Raw genomic sequence first — 21,143 nt, 5'->3', positions numbered from 1 at the left:
TACATATTCACTGCGGGCTCATCTTGCAAATTTTCGGTTTTCTCATAACCGGACAGAGCCTAATCGGCAAGCGGATGATGCTCGCTGACCAGCTTATGCAGTCTTTCCTCAAGCACATGCGTATAGATTTGCGTCGTGGAAATATCGGCATGGCCGAGCAATTGCTGCACGGTGCGCAGATCAGCGCCATTTTGCAAAAGGTGGCTGGCAAAGGCGTGGCGAAGCACGTGGGGCGAAACGGCAGAGGCCGATAAACCCGCCCGTGCTGCAAGCCCTTTCAACTCACGGGCAAAAACCTGGCGCGCCAGATGGCCGCTTTCCGAAAAAGCCGGAAAAAGCCACGGATTTTCATCGCTGCCGGGCAGGGAATCCCGCAAGGCCAGAAAACGCTGCAGCGCTTCACGCGCTTTTGGCGAAAGCGGAACCATGCGCTCCTTGGAACCCTTGCCGCGGACCAGCAGAAAACGATGGTCGGTGCGTGCGACGGTGACGGGCAGGCCGACAAGTTCGGAGACGCGAAGCCCCGTGGCATAGAGCGTTTCGAGAAGCGCATGCAGGCGCAAGGCCTTGATACGATCGGGCAATTCCGCTGCTTCACCGGCTTCGAGCACTGCGCGGTCGAGAAGCCGCGTGACGTTTTCGACGCTCATGATCTTCGGCAGCGGCTTTTGCTTTTTCGGCGCATCGACGGTACCGGTCGGGTCGTCCTGCCGGTAGCCTTCCGAATAGAGAAAGCGGAAGAACTGGCGCAGCGCCGACAGGCGCCTTGCCTGCGAGGTCGCGGCAAAGCCTTCGGTTGCCATGGCATCGATGGCGCTGCGGATATGGTCGGGCCCGGCTTCGGCAAGATTGACGCCCCGGGCTGCCAGCGCTTGCGCGACCGCCTCCAGATCGCGCCGGTAGGATTCAAGCGTGTTCTGGGCAGCACCCCGTTCAGCGCTCATCATTTCCAGAAAATTTTCGATCGCCAGTGAAGCGCGCATCGTCACTCCTGCGGTGTCGGCGGCAATTGGGTTCCCGTATCGGCGGTTTCCGCCGGGGCAGGGGCGGTCGCGGGTGTTGCCGGGGGAGCGATGATGACCGGCTTCAGTTTCGAGGCCGGTATTTCGATGGTGATTTCGCGTGTGTCGGGCTTCACGAAAGTGGCAAGCGCATACATCGCGCCATAGACGATGGCGGCGGCCAGAGCGAGAAAGAGGACAAGGCGCGTCAGCGTAGGCATTCATCTGTTATGCTGTGGCATTTGGACGAAAGCAAGGAGTGGAGCGAAAGCAAAGGTCGGCAAACGATGGCGCGAGCGTGCAACCATGCAAAAAAGCCATGCATCCGGTCCTGCGCGCCCGGAAAACCCATCAAAGCAATTGACGTCGTCCCGTTTTTCATGTGGAACCGGAGCAAATGGACGAGGTCAATGAGCAGTACGGCAAAACAAAACAATCTACATGAAAAAGCGGAGCTGATCCGCGATCTGCTCGGTTCAAAAGTCGTGGTGCTTGTGGGACTGATGGGCGCGGGCAAATCCACTGTGGGCCGCAAGGCAGCGAGCCTGCTCGGCCTGCCGTTTCGCGATGCCGATACGGAGATCGAAGCGGTTTCCCGCATGACCATTCCAGAACTGTTCGAAGCCTATGGCGAGGTCGAGTTCCGCGATCTTGAACGCCGCGTCATCATGCGCCTGCTCGAAGACGGGCCGATGGTTCTGGCAACCGGCGGCGGAGCCTATATGAACGCCGAAACACGCGCGGCAATCGCGCGCGCAGGCATTTCCATCTGGCTCAATGCGGAAATCGATATTCTGATGGAACGGGTCTCGCGCCGCCAGAACCGCCCACTTCTGAAAAACAGCGATCCGCGTGGCGTCATGCAGAGGTTGATGAACGAACGTTATCCCGTCTATGCGCTGGCCGATCTGCAGCTGATGACGCGCGACGACAAGAAGGAAGTGATCGCCGCCGAACTGCTCGATGTTCTGGCCGGGCATCTTGAAGGTTTAGAGGCTTAACCGCTGTTCGCTGGAATAAACGGCTGATTGCCTCGCTGTACGTTATTGGAGACTACGCATGAATGCTCCGTCCACCGCTCCCGGTGTCACCACTGTCCCTGTGTCGCTCGGCGACCGCTCCTACGATATTCTGATCGGCAAGGGGCTGGTTGATCGTGCGGGCGAGGAGGTGGCGAAGCGTCTGAAAGGCGTGCGCGTGGCGGTGGTGACCGACGAGAATGTCGCCAGGGCGCATCTGGAGCGGCTTACCGAGAGCTTTGCCAGGGCAAGGATCGATGTAACGCCGGTGATTGTTGCGCCGGGCGAGAAATCCAAATCCTTCGGCACGCTGGAAACGGTCACCAATGCCGTGCTGGCGGCCCGGCTGGAGCGCGGCGATGCGGTCGTGGCGTTCGGCGGCGGTGTCGTCGGCGATCTTTCGGGCTTCGTGGCCGGTATCGTGCGGCGCGGCATGAATTTCGTGCAGATGCCGACTTCGCTTCTCTCGCAGGTGGATTCGTCAGTTGGCGGCAAGACCGGCATCAACACGGCGCACGGCAAGAACCTCGTCGGCGTCTTCTATCAGCCGCAGCTTGTTCTGGCCGATACAGAAGTTCTGGATACGCTGAGCCCGCGTGAATTCCGCGCCGGTTATGCGGAAGTCGCGAAATACGGGCTGATCGACCGGCCCGATTTCTTTGCATGGCTGGAGCAAAACTGGCAGGAGGTTTTCTCCGGCGGCGCGGCACGGACGCAAGCCATCGCCGAATCCTGCCGTTGCAAGGCGGCGGTCGTTGCGCGCGACGAGCGCGAAACCGGCGACCGGGCGCTCCTCAATCTTGGCCATACGTTCGGCCACGCGCTGGAAACCGCGACCGGCTACGATTCGAGCCGTCTGGTGCATGGCGAAGGTGTCGCCATCGGCATGGCGCTCGCCCATCGCTTCTCCGTCAAGATGAATCTGTGCGGCATCGAGGATGCGGAGCGTGTCGAAACGCATCTGAAGGCAGTCGGCCTGCCATACCGGCTGTCGGATGTGCCGGGCGGTTTGCCGCCCGCGGAAAGGCTGATGGATTATATTGCGCAGGACAAGAAAGTGGCGCGCGGCGCGCTCACCTTCATCCTGACGCGCGGCATCGGCCAGTCCTTTATTGCCAAGGATGTGCCGCCGACAGCCGTGCTGGAATTTTTGAAAGACCGTCTGGTGGATTGAATTTGACGTTTGAAACCCGACTGAATTAGATGCTGTTTCAAACGTCAAATTCGAAAAATCCACCAGATACATAAAGTTACCAGTTGTCTTTGCGATTCCGATATTTGCCCGGCGCCTGTATCGGAGGGACGCAAATGTCGGAAGCAGATCACTGGAACGAAATGAGAGGATAAGGCGAATGGCTTTCGGGCTCTGGGTCATGTGCGGCATCATCCTGCTCTGCGTCATTCTCTCGGCGTTTTTCTCGGGCTCCGAAACGGCGCTGACGGCCGCGTCGCGCGCCCGCATGCTCACGCTCGAACATAATGGCGACGCACGCGCCAGTCTGGTCCAGCGGCTGATCGGGCGGCGGGACCGGCTGATCGGCGTGCTTCTGATCGGCAACAACCTTGCCAATATCCTTGCCTCTTCCATCGCGACCAGTATGTTCCTCAACCTGTTCGGGGATGCGGGCGTTGCCTATGCCACGCTGGCAATGACGGTCATTCTGGTCATCTTCGCCGAAGTGCTGCCGAAATCCTGGGCGATCTCCGGTCCCGACCGGTTTTCTCTTGCGGTTGCGCGGGGCGTATCGGTGGTAGTGCTGATCCTCGGGCCTGTTTCCGCCGCCGTGAACTGGATCGTGCGCGCGATCCTGAAGCTTTGCGGCGTCAATCTTGCCGCAGGCCGCTCCATGCTGAGCCCGCAGGAGGAACTGCGCGGCGCGGTCGAGGTGCTGCACCGCGACAAGTCACTCATCAAGGAAGACCGCGACCAGCTCGGCGGACTTCTCGACCTGAAGGAACTGGAAGTCAGCGACGTGATGGTGCACCGGACCGGGATGGGCACCGTCAATGCCGATGCGCCTGCTGACGAGATCGTGCGCGACATTCTCGCCAGTCCGCATACGCGCGTTCCGGTCTGGCGCGACGATATCGACAATATCATCGGCATCATCCACACCAAGGATCTGCTGCGCGCGCTTTATGACGTCGACAATGATTTCTCGCGCGTCGACATCATGAAAGTGGCCCGCAAGCCGTGGTTCGTGCCTGATACGACCACGTTGCAGGACCAGCTCAACGCCTTTCTCCGCCGCAAGGCGCATATCGCTATCGTCGTTGACGAATATGGCGACGTGCAGGGATTGGTGACGCTTGAGGATATTCTGGAAGAAATCGTCGGCGATATTGCCGACGAACACGATATCGACATGCAGGGCGTGCGCCTGCAGCCGGACGGCTCTGTGATCGTCGACGGCTCATTGCCGATTCGCGATATCAATCGTGCTCTCGACTGGCATTTGCCGGATGAGGAGGCAACCACGATCGCTGGCCTGGTCATTCACGAGACCCAGACGATCCCCGAAGTGAAGCAGGCCTTCACCTTTTACGGGAAACGGTTTTCCGTGCTGAAAAAGGAAAAGAACCGGCTGACGCGCCTGCGCATCGTGCCGCTCGACGCCGAGGGCAAACCGGCTCCGATTGTTGCGGCGCTGCCTCGTTGACGCTTTCCATAAGGGGGTCTGCGTAATGCTCTCTTTCTGAAAATCTTCATTTCAGAAAGGAATACAGTTCTCTCCAAAAAAAACCGCCTGGCCTTCAGATTTTTGGTTTTAGGCAAGGCGTTCAGTCGATAATATTAAAAATCTCTAATTCAGTGCATCAGTACAATATAAGTACTAACTAACATTCAACTTCGGTGTTATTTTGATCGCCAAAATATTTTATTTGCAGTTATTGGGGATATATGTAACCATGTGTGTGTCGTTATGGTGCGCCTTAAGCGGGCCCGAAAGATTATAAGTATCTTATATTTCGATACGAAAACTGCGGAGATATATGCGTATCGCATTCTTATGCTGAGAAATATACAGTCACGATCTGTTTGTGCTGACACTAGATTCTATCCTGGAATTTCTTTTCTCCGCGAAGTTCGGTCTACTTTAATTACATGGCAAAAGCGCCCTTTCGGGCGCTTTGCATGTTTGGGCATGTTCAGGATATGTCTTTGGGGCGTGCTCCTGCGACGATCCGGCGATAAGTTGTCTCCCGCTCCTGAGGACCGGGCAGGGCCGAAGGCTCCGGCTGTATTCCGAAAAGCTGTCTATCGCCGCGTTGCTTCCCCCGGAGCGGAAGGTTCAAGCGCCAGCGCGTGGACACCGCTATCCAGTTCTTCCTTCAAAAGTGCATTGATGGCCCGGTGGCGCTCAATGCGACTCATTCCGGCAAAGGCATCGGCAACGATGCGGATGCGGAAATGCGTCTCGCCGGTGCCGTCATAGACTTCATGATGGCCGCGATCGTCATGGTGATGCCCGGCGTGCAGGTGGCTTTCATTAATGACTTCAAGCCGTTCGGGAGCGAAAGCGGCGGTCAGTTTCGCTTCCATCGCGCTTTGTTTGCTATTGTGAATGGACATTTGAGCCACTTCTCCCCATATAGACGCTGTGCCTCATATAACGCTGCTTCGGCGGCAACAGGTGGGGCAAATCCGCACAGGAAAGCACACTGCTCCCAAATTTCGCCCGGTTGAAATGGCCAAAAGCCAGACTGGACGAAATGTCAATTCTTGTTCAGCAACTGATAATCCGCATAATTCGATTCGATGACAACGAACTCAAAATTTTTCGACAGTATCCGCATCAAGCCCAAGAAGACCGCGGAAGCGAAGGCTTCAGGTCCTTGCTGCCAGTGGGACGGATGCGACAAGCCAGGCACGCATCGCGCGCCTGTCGGACGCATGCGCGAAGGTGAATATTTCCGCTTCTGTGTTGATCACGTGCGGGAATATAACAAGAATTTCAATTACTTCTCCGGTCTTTCCGATGGCGACATCGCGAAATTCCAGAAGGATGCGATCACCGGCCATCGCCCAACATGGTCGACGGCGGCAAATTCGACGGCCAAGGCACGCACCTCGCCCGACATGGCGAAGATGCGTTCCGGTTCGGCCTCCTATCACAACCGCATTCGCGATCCCTTCAACCTTTTCAAGGAAGCGAAGGGGCATGCGCCGGGCCAGAAGGCGCAGCGCAAGCCGCGAACGCTGGAAATAAAGGCGCTCGCCACCCTCGGTCTTGAACCAAATTCGACTGGCGATAAGATCAAGGCGCGCTATAAAGAACTGGTAAAACAGCACCACCCGGATGCGAATGGTGGTGATCGCGGATCGGAAGAGAGATTTCGCGATGTTATTCAGGCTTATCAATTGCTCAAGCAGGCAGGTTTTTGCTAAAGCCTGTTTGGGACTGAAAGGCTGACTATGGAGTTGTCGCCGACGGCTCCCACGGACATTCTTCTGCCGCGCGATCGCGTGGATGCAAGCACGGATGCCCGCAACGAATTACGGAAGGGGCATACCGTCCGGCTCGCCGGAAAAACATGCCCGCGGATGAAAGTTGCCGGTCGGCAGCTTGCCGGTATCAATTCGCGGCCGGTCGCTGCCTGCCGCTCTGGAGGCATGATGAACAAGGTTGAGCGGGATATAGCCAATTTGCCGGATACGACGGTTTCGGTGCGCGAAGTGTTCGGGATCGATTCCGACATGATGGTGCCGGCCTATGCGGCAGGCGATTCCTATGTGCCGGAGCTTGATCCGGATTATCTTTTCGACCGTCAGACGACGCTCGCGATCCTCGCAGGCTTTGCCTATAACCGTCGCGTGATGGTTTCCGGCTATCACGGCACCGGCAAGTCGACCCATATCGAGCAGGTCGCAGCCCGCCTCAACTGGCCCTGCGTGCGCGTCAACCTGGACAGCCATGTCAGCCGTATCGATCTCGTCGGCAAGGACGCCATCGTGGTCAAGGAAGGCGTGCAGGTCACCGAATTCAAGGACGGCATCCTGCCCTGGGCCTATCAGCACAATGTGGCGCTGGTGTTCGACGAATACGACGCCGGCCGCCCGGACGTGATGTTCGTCATCCAGCGCGTTCTGGAATCCTCTGGCCGCCTGACGCTCCTCGACCAGAGCCGCGTCATCCGTCCGCACCCGGCCTTCCGCCTGTTCGCGACCGCCAATACCGTCGGTCTCGGCGATACGACCGGCCTTTATCACGGCACCCAGCAGATCAACCAGGCGCAGATGGACCGCTGGTCCATCGTGACGACGCTGAACTATCTGCCGCACGACAATGAAGTGAACATCGTTCTCGCCAAGGCCAAGCATTACCAGAATGCCGAGGGCCGCGAGATCGTGAACAAGATGGTGCGCGTGGCCGACATGACGCGTCAGGCCTTCATCAATGGCGATCTCTCGACCGTCATGAGCCCGCGCACGGTCATCACATGGGCCGAAAATGCCGCGATCTTCAACGATGTCGGCTTTGCATTCCGCCTGACCTTCCTCAACAAGTGCGACGAACTGGAACGCGCAACGGTGGCCGAGTTCTATCAGCGCGCCTTCGGTGTCGAACTGCCGGAATCGGCGGCCAATATCGTTCTCGCTTGATGCGGAAGAAGCCTGCCGCCCGATCATCCGGCGGCAGTGCACTGTCTGATGCGGGGGCGGTCAGCTTCGCCCTTGCTTGAAAGCGAAGTCAGGATAGGCATATGTCGGGCCAGAAGTCAGGAATAGGCGATAATTCGCGCGAGCGGAAACCGGGGCCGGTGGATTCCGAACCGTTCAAGCGCGCTCTAACGGCTTGCGTCCGCGCCATTTCCGGGGAGCACGAGCTGGAAGTGGCGTTTACCAACGACCGTCCGGCCTTGAGCGCCAATCGCGCCCGTCTCCCCGACCTGCCCAAGCGCCCGACCGCGCATGATATCGCCGTCACCCGCGGCCTTGGCGATTCCATGGCGTTGCGTCAGGCGCGTCACAATCCGCGCATTCACGCGAGCCTTGCGCCGGAAGGAAAGCAGGCGCGCGCGATCTACGACGCGGTCGAGCAGGCGCGCGTCGAAGCCATCGGCGCGCGCGCCATGGCAGGCATGGCGGATAATCTTTCCACCATGCTCGCGGACAAATACTCGAAAGCCAATTTCTCTGCCGTCACTGCCAGGGAAGACGCGCCGCTTGAGGAAGCCGTGTCGCTTCTGCTGCGTGAAAAGCTGACCGGGCGGGCTGCACCTGCGGAAGCCGGACAGGTGCTGGAACTGTGGCGCGACTGGATCGAACAGAAGGCCGCTGCCGACATAGTGCGGCTTGGCGATAATCTTGAAGACCAGCAGGCTTTTGCGCGCACGGTACGTGACATGCTCGCCTCCATGGACATGGCGGAAGAGCTGTCGCAGGAAGAACCGAGCGACGAGGAAGAGCAGAACGACGAACAGACGCCGGATTCCGACGAGAACGAGGAAGGCGGCGACGAGAGCCAGGAAGGTTCCGATTCCGCTGAAAGCGAGGAATCCGACAATTCGAGCGATGAAGGCGAGCAGGGCGAAATGGATGCCGCCGATGCTTCTGCCGACGACATGGACGACAGCGAGGACATCGACGCGGAAACGCCGGGCGATACGCGCCGTCCGAACCAGCCTTTCGCCAATTTTGCCGAACATGTCGACTACAAGGTCTTCACGCGCGAGTTCGACGAGGAAGTCGAGGCGACCGATCTTTGCGACGAGGCGGAACTCGACCGCCTGCGCGGCTTCCTCGACAAGCAGCTCGCCAATCTGCAGGGTGTGGTGGGTCGTCTCGCCAACCGCTTGCAGCGCCGCCTGATGGCGCAGCAGAACCGCTCGTGGGATTTCGATCTGGAAGAGGGCTATCTCGATTCGGCGCGACTGGTGCGCATCGTGATCGACCCGACCCAACCGCTTTCCTACAAGCAGGAGCGCGACACGGATTTCCGCGATACGGTCGTGACGCTGGTGCTGGACAATTCCGGCTCCATGCGTGGCCGGCCGATCACGGTGGCGGCAACCTGCGCGGATATTCTGGCCCGTACGCTGGAACGTTGCGGCGTGAAGGTGGAAATTCTGGGCTTCACCACCAAGGCGTGGAAGGGCGGCCAGTCGCGCGAAGCGTGGCTTGGGCGCGGCAAGCCCGCCAATCCGGGCCGTCTCAACGATCTGCGCCACATCGTCTACAAGAGCGCCGATGCGCCCTGGCGTCGCGCACGGCGCAATCTCGGCCTGATGATGCGCGAAGGACTGCTCAAGGAAAACATCGACGGCGAGGCGCTGATCTGGGCGCATCAGCGCCTGCTGGGACGGCCGGAACAGCGCAAGATCCTGATGATGATTTCGGACGGTGCCCCGGTCGACGACTCGACGCTTTCCGTCAATCCCGGCAATTATCTCGAGCGTCATCTGCGCGCGGTGATCGAGGAAATCGAAACGCGTTCGCCCGTGGAACTGATCGCCATCGGCATCGGCCATGACGTCACGCGCTATTATCAGCGCGCCGTCACCATCGTCGATGCGGAAGAACTGGCTGGCGCCATGACCGAACAGCTTGCCTCGCTGTTCGAGGAGCAGGGGGCTGCGGCCTCGGGCAAGGGCAGACGGCGCGCTGGTCGGCGATAGAATATCGGTCAAAGAAAAGGGCGCCTGAAACGCCCTTTTTTCATGCCTTTTCCGCTGTCGTCCGGTTTGGCGCGTAAAGCGTCGGGGCGAAGACGGCAAGGATTGCGCCATAGGGGATCAGCATCAGCGTCCCCATGATGACCTTCACGAAGAAATCACCAAAGGCCAGCGACGCCCAGAGCGGCACACCGAGGCCGAGGAAGGACGCCGGTTCGGCAAGCGACGAATCGGGCATTCCGGTGAGCGTATCGATCCACGCAAAACCGGCCGCAAAGGCAATCGAGAAAAACAGGACCGTATCGAGCACCGAGCCGAACATGGCGGCGGCGAAGGGCGCTTTCCACCAGGTCTGGCGGCGTAGCCTGTCGAAGACGGTAATGTCCATCAGTTGTGCGAGAAGGAAAGCGGAGCCGGAGGCGATCGCGATGCGCGGGGTTGCCAGCCAGATCGACATGACAACGCCCAGCACGAAACCGGCATAGACGACCTTGCGTGCGGCGGCGGGACCGAAGCGGCGATTCGTCAGGTCGTTGACCAGAAAGGCGACGGGATAGGTAAAGGCGCCATAGGTCAGCACTTCACAGAGGCCGAAGTGCTGGAACGGATACTGGACAAGAATGTTCGACGCGGCAACCGCCACGCACATGGCCAGTATCGCAGGCATAAGCCGGGAAAAAGAGGGTGTCTCGATTGACATTTTTTTATCCTGGGTGATGGAACCAGCAAAAAAGGCCGACGAGAGCCGGCCTTTTTTGTCATAACTATTGGCCGGAAGCTCAGGCAGCGGCGGCTTCAGCCTGCTTCTTTGCGATCTGACGCTTCAGCAGGCGAGCGCGCTGCGACAGTTCCTTGTCGTCGGACTTGACGAGGAACGCGTCGAGACCGCCGCGATGTTCGACCGAACGCAGGGCGTTGGCGGAAACGCGCAGACGATAGCTCTGGCCGAGCGTTTCGGAAATCAGCGTAACATTGCAGAGGTTCGGCAGAAAGCGGCGACGCGTCTTGTTGTTCGCGTGGCTGACATTGTTGCCGTACTGGACCGACTTGCCGGTCAATTCACAAGCGCGGGACATTTTGGTCTCACCTTCAATTACGTTCTTCAGGCCCCGACCCGAATGTCCGAATTCAAGCAATCAACGCAGTTTGATGCTGCTGGCGCGCGATCTCGGACAGGCGGCCTATTGGGAAAGTCGCGTTTCTATAGTGACAGCAGCCGTTGCAGTCAAGTGAGATTCCGTATCCATCGCGCAAAGACGCGGTTTTCGGGCTTTCGCACGGTCTTCACGAAAGCTTGCAATCATAACTTCGCCGGTTTTGCCTGCTGCACAGATACTGTATCGAAGAATCCCACGCAACTTTCTCGCGGTCCAATGTGGTTGAAAACCCTCATGGGAAAAGCTAGCGAAAGGAATGCCGAGTATGATCGAACCGTCGCATATGTTGAAGCCCGTCCGGCACCGGCTGGCGCATTATGGCGGGGCGACCGTGGCAGGCCTGGCCTTTATGGGCCTAACCTTCGCGGGACTGGTGATTGCGGGCGGACCGGCCCGCGCCGACGATCTTTACCGGACAGAATACGATATCTCCATTTTCGGGCTTTCCATTGCGCGGTCCGCCATAGAAACCACGGTCAATGGCGCGAACTACAATCTCAATGGCCGGTTTCTGACGTCCGGTCTGGCGCGGGTGTTCGATGATACCGATGGAACCGTGCACGTCACCGGCAGCGCCGTCAGCGGCAAGGTCGTGCCGAAGAGCTTCGATCTCGCCTACAAGCACGGCCGCAAGAACAAGAGCACCACGATCCGCTTCGCCAACGGCAATGTGGTCTCGGCGGAAAACCAGCCTCCGGTGAAAAAGCGCGATCCCTGGGTGGAAACATCGCCGCAGGATCTGCTGAACGTCAGCGATCCGCTGAGTGCGCTCATGATACCCGCAAAGAACGGCCGGGCGGTCTGCGACAGGTCGCTGAGCGTCTTCGACGGGCAGACGCGCGCGGAGATCAAGCTTTCCTTCAATGGCACCGAATCGTTCACGACCGATGGTTTTACCGGCGAATCGGTCATCTGCTCGGCAAAGTTCGTTCCTGTTTCCGGATATCAAAAGGGCAAGAAGGCCATTGATTATCTGAGCAATCGCAGCCGGATGACGATTTCCTTCGCATCGCTTGGCAATTCCGGCATCTACGCACCCGTCGTGGCACGCATCGGCACCCAGATCGGCACGCTCAAGATCCAGGCGACCCGTTTTTCAAAGGTGAACTGACAAAAGAGTTGACGGGCAGCCCCGGATCAATGCTTCGGATGAACGCATTCCTCGTGATTGCCGAGGATTTCGATCACGCGGCACTGGTCGATACGGCCATGCGCGGTGCATTCCAGCATGCGTTGCAGCTCGGTTTTCAGCGACAGCAGTTTGGCGATGCGGTGTTCCACATCGCTCAGGCGCGCGCGTGCGATGGCGTCGGCTGCTGCGCATGACTGGCCGGGATTGTCCTGAAGGTCGAGAAGCGTGCGGATCGCGTCCACCTCGAACCCCAGATCGCGCGCGTGACGGATGAAAACGAGGCGCTGCACATCGTTGCGGTCATAGAGGCGGCGATTGCCTTCCGTGCGTGGCGGCACCGGCAGAAGGCCGATCTGCTCGTAATAACGGATGGTCGGCACTTTTACCCCGCTCGCCTTCGATGCTTCGCCGATGGGCACATTTGTGATCATTTTCCGCTTGCTCCTCTAGTCACTAGAGGATGTAGACCTTGCTCAAGACAATTCAAGAGCAGTCCTGAAAAGAGCAGATCATGAGTGAAACACTGAACCAGATTCGCTTTCGCATCGACGGTATGGATTGCGCGTCCTGCGCGGCCAAGATCGAAACTGCCGTGCGGCGCGTGCGCGGCATCGAGGATGTCTCCGTTTCGGTTGCCGGAGGCACGATGACCGTCAGCCATGATGGAACGGGCGATCTCGACAAGATTGCAGCCAAGGTTCGCAGCCTCGGTTATGGCGCGGAGCCGGTCGCCTCGGAAAAAGCCCCGGCAAAAGGCGAACATTCGCACGATCATTCTGACCATGACCATGACCACGGGGCCTGCGGCGGCGACCACGATCATGCGCATGACCACGGAGATGAGCATGACCATGAAGCCCACAACGAGGAGATTGCTGTAACGCCAGACAGTCTGCGCTTTCGGGTCGATGGCATGGATTGCGCCTCCTGCGCAGCCAAGATCGATACCGCCGTGCGGCGCTTGTCGGGCGTGACGGACGTGTCTGTTTCCGTGACCAATGGCGCGATGAGCGTCAATCATGACGGAACGGCAAAAAGCGATGAAATCGCCGCCAGGGTGACGGCTCTGGGCTACAAGACCTCGCTTGCCGACACCGCTCCCACCAGTGGCAGGGCCGCACCAAAGGCGAGCGCACCGGCAAAACCCCTGCCGTGGTGGCGCTCGAAGAAAGGCCAGATGATGCTGGCCTGTGGCGGCGGGCTGATCGCTGCCTATGTTGCCGGGCATCTCTACCCGGCGATCGAGCTATGGGCTTTCACGGCGGCGATGCTGATCGGCCTCGTGCCGATTGCCAGGCGCGCCTGGATGGCTGCGATCAACGGCACGCCGTTTTCCATCGAGATGCTGATGACGATTGCCGCCATCGGCGCAATGTTCATCGGCGCGACAGAGGAAGCGGCAGCCGTCGTGTTTCTGTTCCTGGTCGGCGAGCTTCTGGAAGGCGTTGCCGCCGGAAAGGCGCGCGCCAGCATCCAGTCGCTTACCGCGCTGGTGCCCAAGACTGCGTTTCTTGAGAAAAACGGGACGACTTCGGAAGTTGCTGCCGACAGTCTCGCGGTTGGCGATGTGATTTCCGTGCGTCCCGGCGACCGTATGCCCGCCGACGGCGAAATCCTGACAGGCGAAAGCGCGGTCGATGAAGCGCCCGTCACCGGTGAAAGCACGCCGGTCGGCAAGGCTGAAGGCGACACGGTCTTTGCCGGCACGATCAATGGCGACGGCGTGCTGCGGGTTCGGGTCACCGCTGCCGCGCAGGACAACACCATTGCCCGCGTCGTGCGGCTGGTCGAGGAAGCGCAGGAAGCCAAGGCACCGACCGAACGTTTCATCAACCGCTTTTCCACCTATTATACGCCGGGCGTGGTGGTCGTGGCGGCTCTCGTTGCCATTCTGCCGCCGCTTCTTGCAGGCGGCGACTGGAACGAATGGATATACAAGGGACTTGCCATCCTTCTGATCGGCTGCCCATGCGCGCTGGTTATTTCCACGCCTGCGGCTATTGCAGCCGCGCTTTCCTCCGGTGCGCGGCGCGGCCTTCTGCTGAAGGGGGGCGCGGTGCTGGAAACCATCGGCAAGATCACTGCGGCCTGCTTCGACAAGACCGGCACGCTGACCGAAGGCAAGCCGAAGGTGACCGATGTTCTTGCAGGCGACCTGCCCGAAGATGAGGTGCTGCGTCTTGCCGCCTCCCTGGATGCGGGCTCCAGCCACCCGCTGGCGCTGGCGATTGTCGGTGCCGCCGAGCAGCGCGGCCTGAAACTTGCCCCCGTGACGGGAGGAAAGGCCCATGGCGGCAAGGGCGTATCGGGCATGGTGGGCGAGAAGGACCTGTTTCTGGGTTCGCGCCGTGCCGCCAATGATATTGCGGCCATTCCGGAAGCGCTGGCGAACCGCATTGCCGCCTGCAACGACGAGGGCAAGACGGTTTCCGTGCTGGCTGCCAATGGCAAGATCGCCGGTGCAATCGCCATGCGCGATGAACCGCGCGCCGATGCCGTTGCGGGCTTGCGGGAGTTGAAGGCGGCCAATATCCGCACCCTCATGCTGACCGGGGACAATCGCCGCACTGCGGAAGCCATCGGGCGCGATCTGGGGATCGAGGTGCGGGCCGAACTGCTGCCTGAAGACAAGCAGCGCATCGTCAGCGAATTGCGCAAGGAAGGGCTGATCGTCGCCAAGATCGGTGACGGCATCAACGACGCGCCAGCGCTTGCGGCGGCCGATGTGGGCATCGCCATGGGGGGCGGCACCGATGTGGCGCTGGAAACGGCGGACGCCGCCGTCCTGCACGGACGGGTTGGCGATGTGGAGGAAATGGTCGACCTTTCCAAGCGGACCATGCGCAATATCCATCAGAACATTGCCATAGCGCTTGGATTGAAGGCTGTCTTTCTGGTGACCACGGTGCTGGGCATCACCGGCCTTTGGCCTGCCATTCTGGCCGATACGGGCGCAACCGTTCTTGTGACGATCAACGCTTTGCGGCTTTTGAGGCAACCTGTGCGGTAAACGAAAGAACCGGCCTATCGCCGGTTCTTCTCTTCTTCTTCGCGAAGTGGCTACTCGCCGATCAGGACGCGGATGCGTTCGCTGTACTGCTTGCCAAAGGCCAGATGTTCGGGATTGATATCCTTCAGCTCGTCCACCAGCTGCGGTTCGCTCTCCGCGTCAGCGGCGGCAAGGCTGCTCATGAGGGCGAAATAGCCGAAAATATAATCGGTCGGCGTAATATTCTGGGCCTTGAGCACTTCCACGACCTGCGGGCGGGACTCGATGCTCTTCACCATCTTGTCGAAGGAAGGCGTGGCATCCTGCCCTTCCTCTTCGGTTGCCGAAAGCTCCATGCCGCCAAGCTGCTCCTGCACTTTTTCCATGCGCGACAGGAAATCTTGGCTCAGCTTGAAATTGTTGATTTCTGCAGGCGTCTGCTTCGGTGCAACGTCGAGCAGCAGGTCATCGGCAAACGCGAGATTCATCGAAGCGGGCAGGGTAACAAGGGAAAGGCCGAGGAAAACGGCGCAGCCTGCAATCTTGAAACGGGAAAACACCGTCATCCTTCTATCCTCGAACTGTGGAACGATTCGCCTTTTGTTTTTACGCATTATCCTACGCCAAACCGCTTCGCACTTTTACCGGAAATGCGCTTATAGCATGTCAGAACATATCCTTGCGCTTGCGGATTTCGGCAAACACGGCTTCGTCGGGCGCATCCTGCAGGCCCAGACGGCTGCGAATGCCAGCATCATGCCAGCGCAGGAAAGGGTTCGTCGCCATTTCAAGCGCGATGCTTGACGGCAATGTCATGCGGTCAGCGGCACGCAGCCTTGCAATCTCTGCGGCGCGCTCCTTCAGTGCGGAATTGGCCGGATCGATGGTGAGCGCAAAGCGTGCATTGCTTTCGGTATATTCATGGCCGCAATAGACGGCCGTGTCGCCGGGAAGCGCAATCAGCTTCTGCAACGACTGGAACATGGTGAGCAGCGTTCCCTCGAAAAGCCTTCCGCAACCGAGCGCGAACAGGGTGTCGCCTGTGAAGACGGCTTTGGCGTCGGGAATATAATAGGAGATTTCACCCGCCGTATGGCCCGGTGTCGCAATGGCCTTCACCCGGAAGAGACCGAAGGTGAACTCGTCGCCGTCCTGCACGGTCCGGTCGATGCCGGGAATCTTCGTTTCTTCCGCCTTGGGACCGATGATGCTGACCCCGTATTTCGCTTTCAGCGCTTCATTGCCTTCCACATGGTCGAGGTGATGATGGGTGGTGAAGACGAAATCGAGCGTCCAGCCGCGCCGCTGCAGCGCGGCCTCGATCGCAGCCGCATCCGGCGCATCGATGGTTGCGGTCAGCGCACTTTCCGGGTCATGAATCAGAACGCCGTAATTATCGCTGCGGCAGATGAACTGTTCGATTTCAAGCCGTGGGGCGATCCCGTTCATGGCGTCCTTCCTCCTAAAGCGTGGCACATTATCCGACGCAAAACCGTTTCGCCCTTTTTGGCTCGAAAATGCTCGGTTACGATGCGGTCTTGTTGTCTTCCGTCAATGAATGCTTCTGAATAAGCGGCATTTGTAAAAGCGTGAAGACAACCGTGATGGGCATTATGCCCCACACTTTGAACGATACCCAGGCATCGGTCGAAAAATTCCGCCACACAACCTCGTTCATGATGGCGAGGAAGATGAAGAACAGGCCCCAGCGCAGCGTCAGCTTTCGCCAGCCCTCGGCATCGAGACGGAAGGCTGAATCGAACACATAGCCGAGCAGGGATTTGCCGAAGAAGAGGCCGCCGAGAAGAATGCAGCCGAACAGCGTGTTGACGATTGTCGGCTTCATCTTGATGAAGGTGTCGTTGTGCAGCCAGAGCGTCAGCGCGCCGAACACCAGCACGACAATGCCCGAGACAAGCGGCATGATCGGCAGCGTGCGCGTCATCGACCATGAAATGGCAAGCGCGATCACCGTCGCCGCCATGAACAGGGCGGTTGCCAGAAAGATCGGCGCGCCGATGGAAGCCAGCACCGGAAACCGCTCGAGCAGCATTTCGCCGCGCGCATTGGCAAAGAAGAAGACCAGAAGCGGTCCCAGCTCCAGCGCCAGCTTCAGGAGCGGCGGGACTTCCCGGCGCTCGGTTTCGCTTTTCTTGGATGGATCGCGCTCGAAAACGGGATGCTCCATCAGGCAACTCCTGCGATGGCGCGGGCAAAATCCTTGGCCGCAAAGGGTTCCAGATCGTCGACGCCTTCGCCGACGCCGATGAAATAGATCGGCAATTTATGCTTGGCCGAGATGGCGACAAGAATGCCGCCGCGCGCGGTTCCGTCAAGCTTGGTCATGACCAGACCGTTGACGCCCGCGACATTCTTGAAAATCTCGACCTGATTAAGCGCGTTCTGGCCGGTGGTGGCGTCAAGCGTCTGGAGAACCGTATGCGGGGCTTCCGGGTCGTGCTTGCCCAGCACGCGCACGATCTTGGCAAGCTCGTCCATCAGTTCGGCCTTGTTCTGCAAGCGTCCGGCCGTATCGATGATCAGAACGTCGCTGCCCGCTTCCTTGGCCTTTTCCCACGCATCATAGGCAAGACCCGCCGCGTCGGCGCCGAGCTTGGAGGAGACAACCGGCGAACCAGTGCGCTCACCCCAGATATGAAGCTGCTCGATAGCGGCTGCGCGGAACGTATCGCCTGCAGCCAGCATGACTTTTAGTCCGCCTGCGGTGAGCTTTGCTGCAAGCTTGCCGATGGTGGTGGTCTTGCCGGTGCCGTTGACGCCGACCACGAGGATGACATGCGGCTTGTGCGACAGGTCGAGCTCCAGCGGCCTGGCCACAGGGCCAAGAACCTTTTCGATTTCCGCGCCCATGATGGTGCGCACTTCCTCACCCGTCACGTCCTTGCCGTAACGCCCCGAGGCAAGCGCGTCGGTGACGCGGATGGCGGTTTCAAGCCCGAGATCAGCCTGGATCAGCACGTCTTCGAGATCCTGCAACGTGTCGTCATCAAGCTTGCGCTTGGTGAAAATGCCGCCGATGGATTCGCTGAGTGAATTCGATGAACGGAGCAGGCCGCGACGCAGCCTCTCGAACCAGGAAAGCTTCGGCTCAGGCGCTGCCTCAACCGGCGCTTCTTCCTTGTGTTCCTCGACGGCCCTGGCGACCTTTACCTTCTTCGGCTTCACCGCCTCCGGCTGAGCTGCGGGTTCTACCGCTTCCTTTACTACAGCTGCATCAGGAGCTTTTGCGACTTCCGGCTTTTCGGGTTCGGCAACAGATTCCGGCTCCGGCTCGACAACAGGCTCAACAACAGGCTCTGGCGCAGGTGCTTCGACCGTGATCGGCTCCATCACCGGGGGCTGTTCGATCGGGATTTCAATCTCGGCAACCGGATGTTCCGGTTCTGCCTTTTCTTCCTCAACCGTTTCAGGCTCAGGCTCTTCAATCGGCTCAGGCTCGCGGGCGATCGGCTCATGGGCGATCACCGGCATTTCCGGTTCGGAAATGACCACTTCAACGGCGGTGTCTTGCGTTTCTTCAGGCGTTGCGGCGGTTTCAGGAAGCTCTGTTTCCCAAGCCGTTTCCACGGCATCGGGGCCCTGTTGCTCGGCCGGTTTTTCCTCGACCTCCTTCTTGCCGAAGGAGAACATTTTCTTGATGAAACCCATTGCCATGAATTCTGATGCCCTTAAGCTTCAAGCCGCTTGCGGCTCTGCCTGACGGGTGAGGAGTTTTTCCCCGTCATGGCCTGTCACGATACGTTCGATGATTTCGCCCGGTGTACCGCCGTCAACCGATGCGAGCGTAAAGCCTTCCGTGCGCGCAATGCCTTCCTTCTCGACCAGAAGACGCTGCATGGTGCCATTCAGCGAAGCGAGGTGCTTTTCATAAGCCCGGTCGCCTTCCGCGCGCAGGCGGGCAGCGCGTTCCTTGACGATCTCGCGCCGTACCTGCGGCATGCGGGCAGCAGGCGTGCCTTCGCGCGCGCTGTAAGGGAAGACGTGCAGGTGGGAGAGGCCGCATTCCTCGACGATTTTGAGCGAGTTCTGGAACATTTCCTCGGTTTCGGTCGGGAAACCGGCGATAATGTCCGCGCCGAAGACGATGTCGGGACGAAGCCCGCGCACCGTTTCGCAGAAGCGGATCGAATCGTCGCGCAGATGGCGGCGCTTCATGCGCTTCAGGATCATGTCGTCGCCCGCCTGCAAGGATAAATGCAGGTGCGGCATCAGGCGTTTTTCATTGGCAATCGCGTCCATCAGGTCGTCATCGGCCTCGATGGAATCGATGGAGGAAAGGCGCAGGCGCTGCAGATCCGGCACCTGATTGAGAACGGTCTTCACCAGCTTGCCGAGGCGAAGATTGCCGGGAAGGTCGGGACCGTAGGAGGTCATGTCCACGCCGGTCAGCACCACTTCGGCATAACCATTGCCGACAAGGCGCTTGACCTGGTCCACCACCGCGCCCATCGGCACCGAGCGGGAATTGCCGCGGCCGTAAGGGATGATGCAGAAGGTGCAGCGATGATCGCAGCCGTTTTGCACCTGCACGAAGGCGCGTGCGCGACCCTCGATGGCATCGACCATATGGCTTGCGGTTTCACGGACTTCCATGATGTTGTTGACGCGCACCTTTTCGAACTGGTTGACGCCGAAATCCGGCAGCATCCGGTAGGAATTGGATTTCAGCTTTTCCTCATTGCCGAGAATGAGATCGACTTCATCCATGGCCGCAAAATTGTCGGCTTCGGTTTGTGCGGCGCAGCCGGTGACGATGATGCGCGCTTCCGGGTTTTCACGGCGGGCCCTGCGGATCGCCTGACGTGCCTGGCGCACCGCTTCCGCCGTCACCGCGCAAGTATTGAAGATGATCGCCCCGTCCTTCAATTCGCCAAGACCGGCGGCGTCGGCTTCGCGCTTCATTACCTCGGATTCATAGGTGTTGAGGCGGCATCCGAATGTGACGACTTCCACCGACATCAGGCCGCACCCCTGTCAGTTGGCTTGTCATTCTGTGTGTCGCGGTTCCATTCGCCGGTTGCCGGATCGAATGTGCCCGAAAATTCCCATTCCGCGGGGCCGGTCATCATCACGTGATCATCGTCGCGCCACTCGATCCTGAGCGGGCCACCCGGAACATTGACGGTAACGATGCGCCCGGTGCGGCGCGTGCGCGCTGCCGAGACGGCGGCGGCGCAGGCGGCGGAACCGCAGGCGCGGGTCAGGCCCGCACCGCGCTCCCAGGTGCGCAGGTTAATCGTTTCGGGCGAGGTGACATGGGCGATGGAGATATTGGCGCGTTCCGGGAAGATCGGATGATGTTCGAGAAGCGGTCCGAACTTTTCCAGCTCATAGGACCAGACATCGCGGTCGACCCAGAAGATTGCATGCGGGTTGCCCATGGAGGCGACCGAGGGCGAATGCAGCGCCGGCGCGTCGATGGGACCGACCTGCAATTCGATCATGCGCGTATCGCGAAACTCTTCGGCAAGCGGAATGTCCTGCCAGCCGAAGCGCGGCTTGCCCATGTCGACCGAGATCAGGCCGTCTTCATGTTCGGTCGCGGTCAGGATTCCGGCGCGGGTCTCAAAGGTGAAATGCTGCCTGCCGGTCTCGGCGGCCAGCGCCTGCACGACGCAGCGCGTGCCGTTGCCGCAAGCCTGCGCTTCCGTGCCGTCGCAATTGATGATCGCGATATAATTGTCGGTTCCCGCCGTGCGCGGATCGTGGATCGCCATGATCTGATCGAAGGCGGTTTCGCTGTCGCCCGCAAGACGGATCGCGGCTTCAGGCTTGATCCGGTCCGCGCGGCCGCGCATGTCGGCAACGATGATCTGATTGCCGAGCCCGTTCATCTTGGCGAAGGCTGCCCTGGTGGCCATAACTATCGTGGTTCCGTTTTCCTGCGGCTTATGCTCATGAAGCCTATGGGACAATTAGGGTCTATATGGCGGAAAAGCCCGCAAATTGCCAGTACCCGCATGCGATTGCGAAAAGTTGCGGCGTGGACGTTGTCGCAGAACAGACCCCAATATCGGAGAAACTGTGGCCTTCCTGTCCCAGTTCCAGGATTATCAGGCGGTTTCAAGCGTTCTTGAAGCGTTTGAAGGGAAAAAATGACAGTTTCCGGTTTTGCTTTTTTAACCATATAGCCATTTTATCGGTCCAATATTGTCACATTGCAGGGCTTCGGTAGGAAGTCCGGGGCATCCCCACCCCTGATGAGAA

Annotated in this window: 20 protein-coding genes; 8 read left to right on the top strand and 12 right to left on the bottom strand. The window is 59.4% G+C overall.

Annotated features, from left to right (window positions below):
• Positions 1-59: 59 nt before the first annotated feature.
• Together xerD and J9800_RS18515 are read right to left on the bottom strand one after the other, a co-directional pair.
• Positions 60-983 carry a site-specific tyrosine recombinase XerD gene (gene xerD, locus J9800_RS18520; RefSeq protein WP_114214522.1) on the bottom strand — a complete coding sequence of 308 codons (924 nt, stop codon included), beginning with the start codon at positions 981-983 and terminating at the stop codon, positions 60-62.
• Between the two features lie 2 nt (positions 984-985).
• Positions 986-1,222, bottom strand: a complete 237-nt coding sequence (locus J9800_RS18515; RefSeq protein ID WP_112586731.1) for a hypothetical protein — start codon at positions 1,220-1,222, stop codon at positions 986-988.
• A gap of 189 nt (positions 1,223-1,411) precedes the next feature.
• On the opposite strand from J9800_RS18515, the gene J9800_RS18510 reads away from it, so the two are divergent.
• The 3 genes from J9800_RS18510 (at position 1,412) to J9800_RS18500 (ending at position 4,680) form a co-directional block, all read left to right on the top strand.
• A complete protein-coding gene (locus tag J9800_RS18510) occupies positions 1,412-2,002 on the top strand; it encodes a shikimate kinase (RefSeq protein WP_112586963.1) in 591 nt (196 codons plus the stop codon).
• Positions 2,003-2,060: 58 nt separating this feature from the next.
• Positions 2,061-3,194 (top strand): 3-dehydroquinate synthase, encoded by a 1,134-nt coding sequence (gene aroB / locus J9800_RS18505; RefSeq protein ID WP_114214523.1) that lies wholly within the window; start codon positions 2,061-2,063, stop codon positions 3,192-3,194.
• Positions 3,195-3,372: 178 nt separating this feature from the next.
• On the top strand, positions 3,373-4,680 hold the full coding sequence (locus J9800_RS18500) for an HlyC/CorC family transporter (protein WP_114214524.1): 1,308 nt from the start codon (positions 3,373-3,375) through the stop codon (positions 4,678-4,680).
• 599 nt (positions 4,681-5,279) lie between these two features.
• Here J9800_RS18500 and J9800_RS18495 read toward each other — a convergent pair.
• The gene (locus J9800_RS18495; RefSeq protein ID WP_114214525.1) at positions 5,280-5,594 is read right to left on the bottom strand and encodes a BolA family protein; all 315 of its coding nucleotides are present in this window, start codon (positions 5,592-5,594) and stop codon (positions 5,280-5,282) included.
• A gap of 186 nt (positions 5,595-5,780) precedes the next feature.
• On the opposite strand from J9800_RS18495, the gene J9800_RS18490 reads away from it, so the two are divergent.
• The 3 genes from J9800_RS18490 to cobT all read left to right on the top strand — a co-directional run bounded on the left by J9800_RS18490 (position 5,781) and on the right by cobT (position 9,640).
• Positions 5,781-6,410 carry a J domain-containing protein gene (locus J9800_RS18490; protein ID WP_104755076.1) on the top strand — a complete coding sequence of 210 codons (630 nt, stop codon included), beginning with the start codon at positions 5,781-5,783 and terminating at the stop codon, positions 6,408-6,410.
• Between the two features lie 228 nt (positions 6,411-6,638).
• Positions 6,639-7,625 carry a cobaltochelatase subunit CobS gene (cobS, locus tag J9800_RS18485; RefSeq protein ID WP_006071732.1) on the top strand — a complete coding sequence of 329 codons (987 nt, stop codon included), beginning with the start codon at positions 6,639-6,641 and terminating at the stop codon, positions 7,623-7,625.
• A gap of 101 nt (positions 7,626-7,726) precedes the next feature.
• Complete coding sequence (gene cobT, locus J9800_RS18480; protein WP_114214526.1) at positions 7,727-9,640, top strand: cobaltochelatase subunit CobT; 1,914 nt, start codon at positions 7,727-7,729, stop codon at positions 9,638-9,640.
• 40 nt (positions 9,641-9,680) lie between these two features.
• On the opposite strand, the gene J9800_RS18475 is transcribed toward cobT, so the two are convergent.
• A complete protein-coding gene (locus tag J9800_RS18475) occupies positions 9,681-10,337 on the bottom strand; it encodes a queuosine precursor transporter (protein ID WP_114214527.1) in 657 nt (218 codons plus the stop codon).
• A 79-nt stretch (positions 10,338-10,416) separates the two neighbouring features.
• Positions 10,417-10,713 carry a 50S ribosomal protein L28 gene (gene rpmB, locus J9800_RS18470; protein ID WP_112586719.1) on the bottom strand — a complete coding sequence of 99 codons (297 nt, stop codon included), beginning with the start codon at positions 10,711-10,713 and terminating at the stop codon, positions 10,417-10,419.
• Between the two features lie 430 nt (positions 10,714-11,143).
• Here rpmB and J9800_RS18465 point away from each other — a divergent pair, with 430 nt between their 5' ends.
• A complete protein-coding gene (locus tag J9800_RS18465) occupies positions 11,144-11,905 on the top strand; it encodes a DUF3108 domain-containing protein (protein WP_286167409.1) in 762 nt (253 codons plus the stop codon).
• Between the two features lie 26 nt (positions 11,906-11,931).
• Here J9800_RS18465 and J9800_RS18460 read toward each other — a convergent pair whose 3' ends face one another.
• Positions 11,932-12,354 (bottom strand): MerR family transcriptional regulator, encoded by a 423-nt coding sequence (locus tag J9800_RS18460; RefSeq protein WP_205315880.1) that lies wholly within the window; start codon positions 12,352-12,354, stop codon positions 11,932-11,934.
• Between the two features lie 83 nt (positions 12,355-12,437).
• Between J9800_RS18460 and J9800_RS18455 the strand changes: the two genes are divergently transcribed.
• Positions 12,438-14,936, top strand: coding sequence for a heavy metal translocating P-type ATPase (locus J9800_RS18455; RefSeq protein ID WP_210845907.1), 2,499 nt, complete (start codon positions 12,438-12,440; stop codon positions 14,934-14,936).
• Between the two features lie 50 nt (positions 14,937-14,986).
• On the opposite strand, the gene J9800_RS18450 is transcribed toward J9800_RS18455, so the two are convergent.
• From J9800_RS18450 to dapF, 6 genes are all read right to left on the bottom strand, one after another.
• On the bottom strand, positions 14,987-15,481 hold the full coding sequence (locus J9800_RS18450; protein WP_114214531.1) for a hypothetical protein: 495 nt from the start codon (positions 15,479-15,481) through the stop codon (positions 14,987-14,989).
• 100 nt (positions 15,482-15,581) lie between these two features.
• Positions 15,582-16,364, bottom strand: a complete 783-nt coding sequence (gene gloB / locus J9800_RS18445) for a hydroxyacylglutathione hydrolase (protein WP_210845906.1) — start codon at positions 16,362-16,364, stop codon at positions 15,582-15,584.
• A 76-nt stretch (positions 16,365-16,440) separates the two neighbouring features.
• A complete protein-coding gene (locus J9800_RS18440) occupies positions 16,441-17,103 on the bottom strand; it encodes a septation protein A (RefSeq protein WP_114214533.1) in 663 nt (220 codons plus the stop codon).
• A complete protein-coding gene (gene ftsY / locus J9800_RS18435) occupies positions 17,103-18,590 on the bottom strand; it encodes a signal recognition particle-docking protein FtsY (protein ID WP_114214534.1) in 1,488 nt (495 codons plus the stop codon). Before ftsY ends, J9800_RS18440 begins: the two co-directional genes overlap by 1 nt.
• A gap of 21 nt (positions 18,591-18,611) precedes the next feature.
• On the bottom strand, positions 18,612-19,895 hold the full coding sequence (gene mtaB, locus J9800_RS18430; RefSeq protein ID WP_210845905.1) for a tRNA (N(6)-L-threonylcarbamoyladenosine(37)-C(2))-methylthiotransferase MtaB: 1,284 nt from the start codon (positions 19,893-19,895) through the stop codon (positions 18,612-18,614).
• Positions 19,895-20,797 (bottom strand): diaminopimelate epimerase, encoded by a 903-nt coding sequence (gene dapF / locus J9800_RS18425; RefSeq protein ID WP_114214536.1) that lies wholly within the window; start codon positions 20,795-20,797, stop codon positions 19,895-19,897. The genes mtaB and dapF overlap by 1 nt, the downstream gene beginning before the upstream one ends.
• Positions 20,798-21,143 lie beyond the last annotated feature (346 nt).

The organism is Ochrobactrum sp. AP1BH01-1, assembly GCF_018066705.1.
In the GTDB taxonomy this organism is placed as follows: Bacteria; Pseudomonadota; Alphaproteobacteria; order Rhizobiales; family Rhizobiaceae; genus Brucella.
This window is presented reverse-complemented; position numbering and strand designations above follow the sequence as displayed.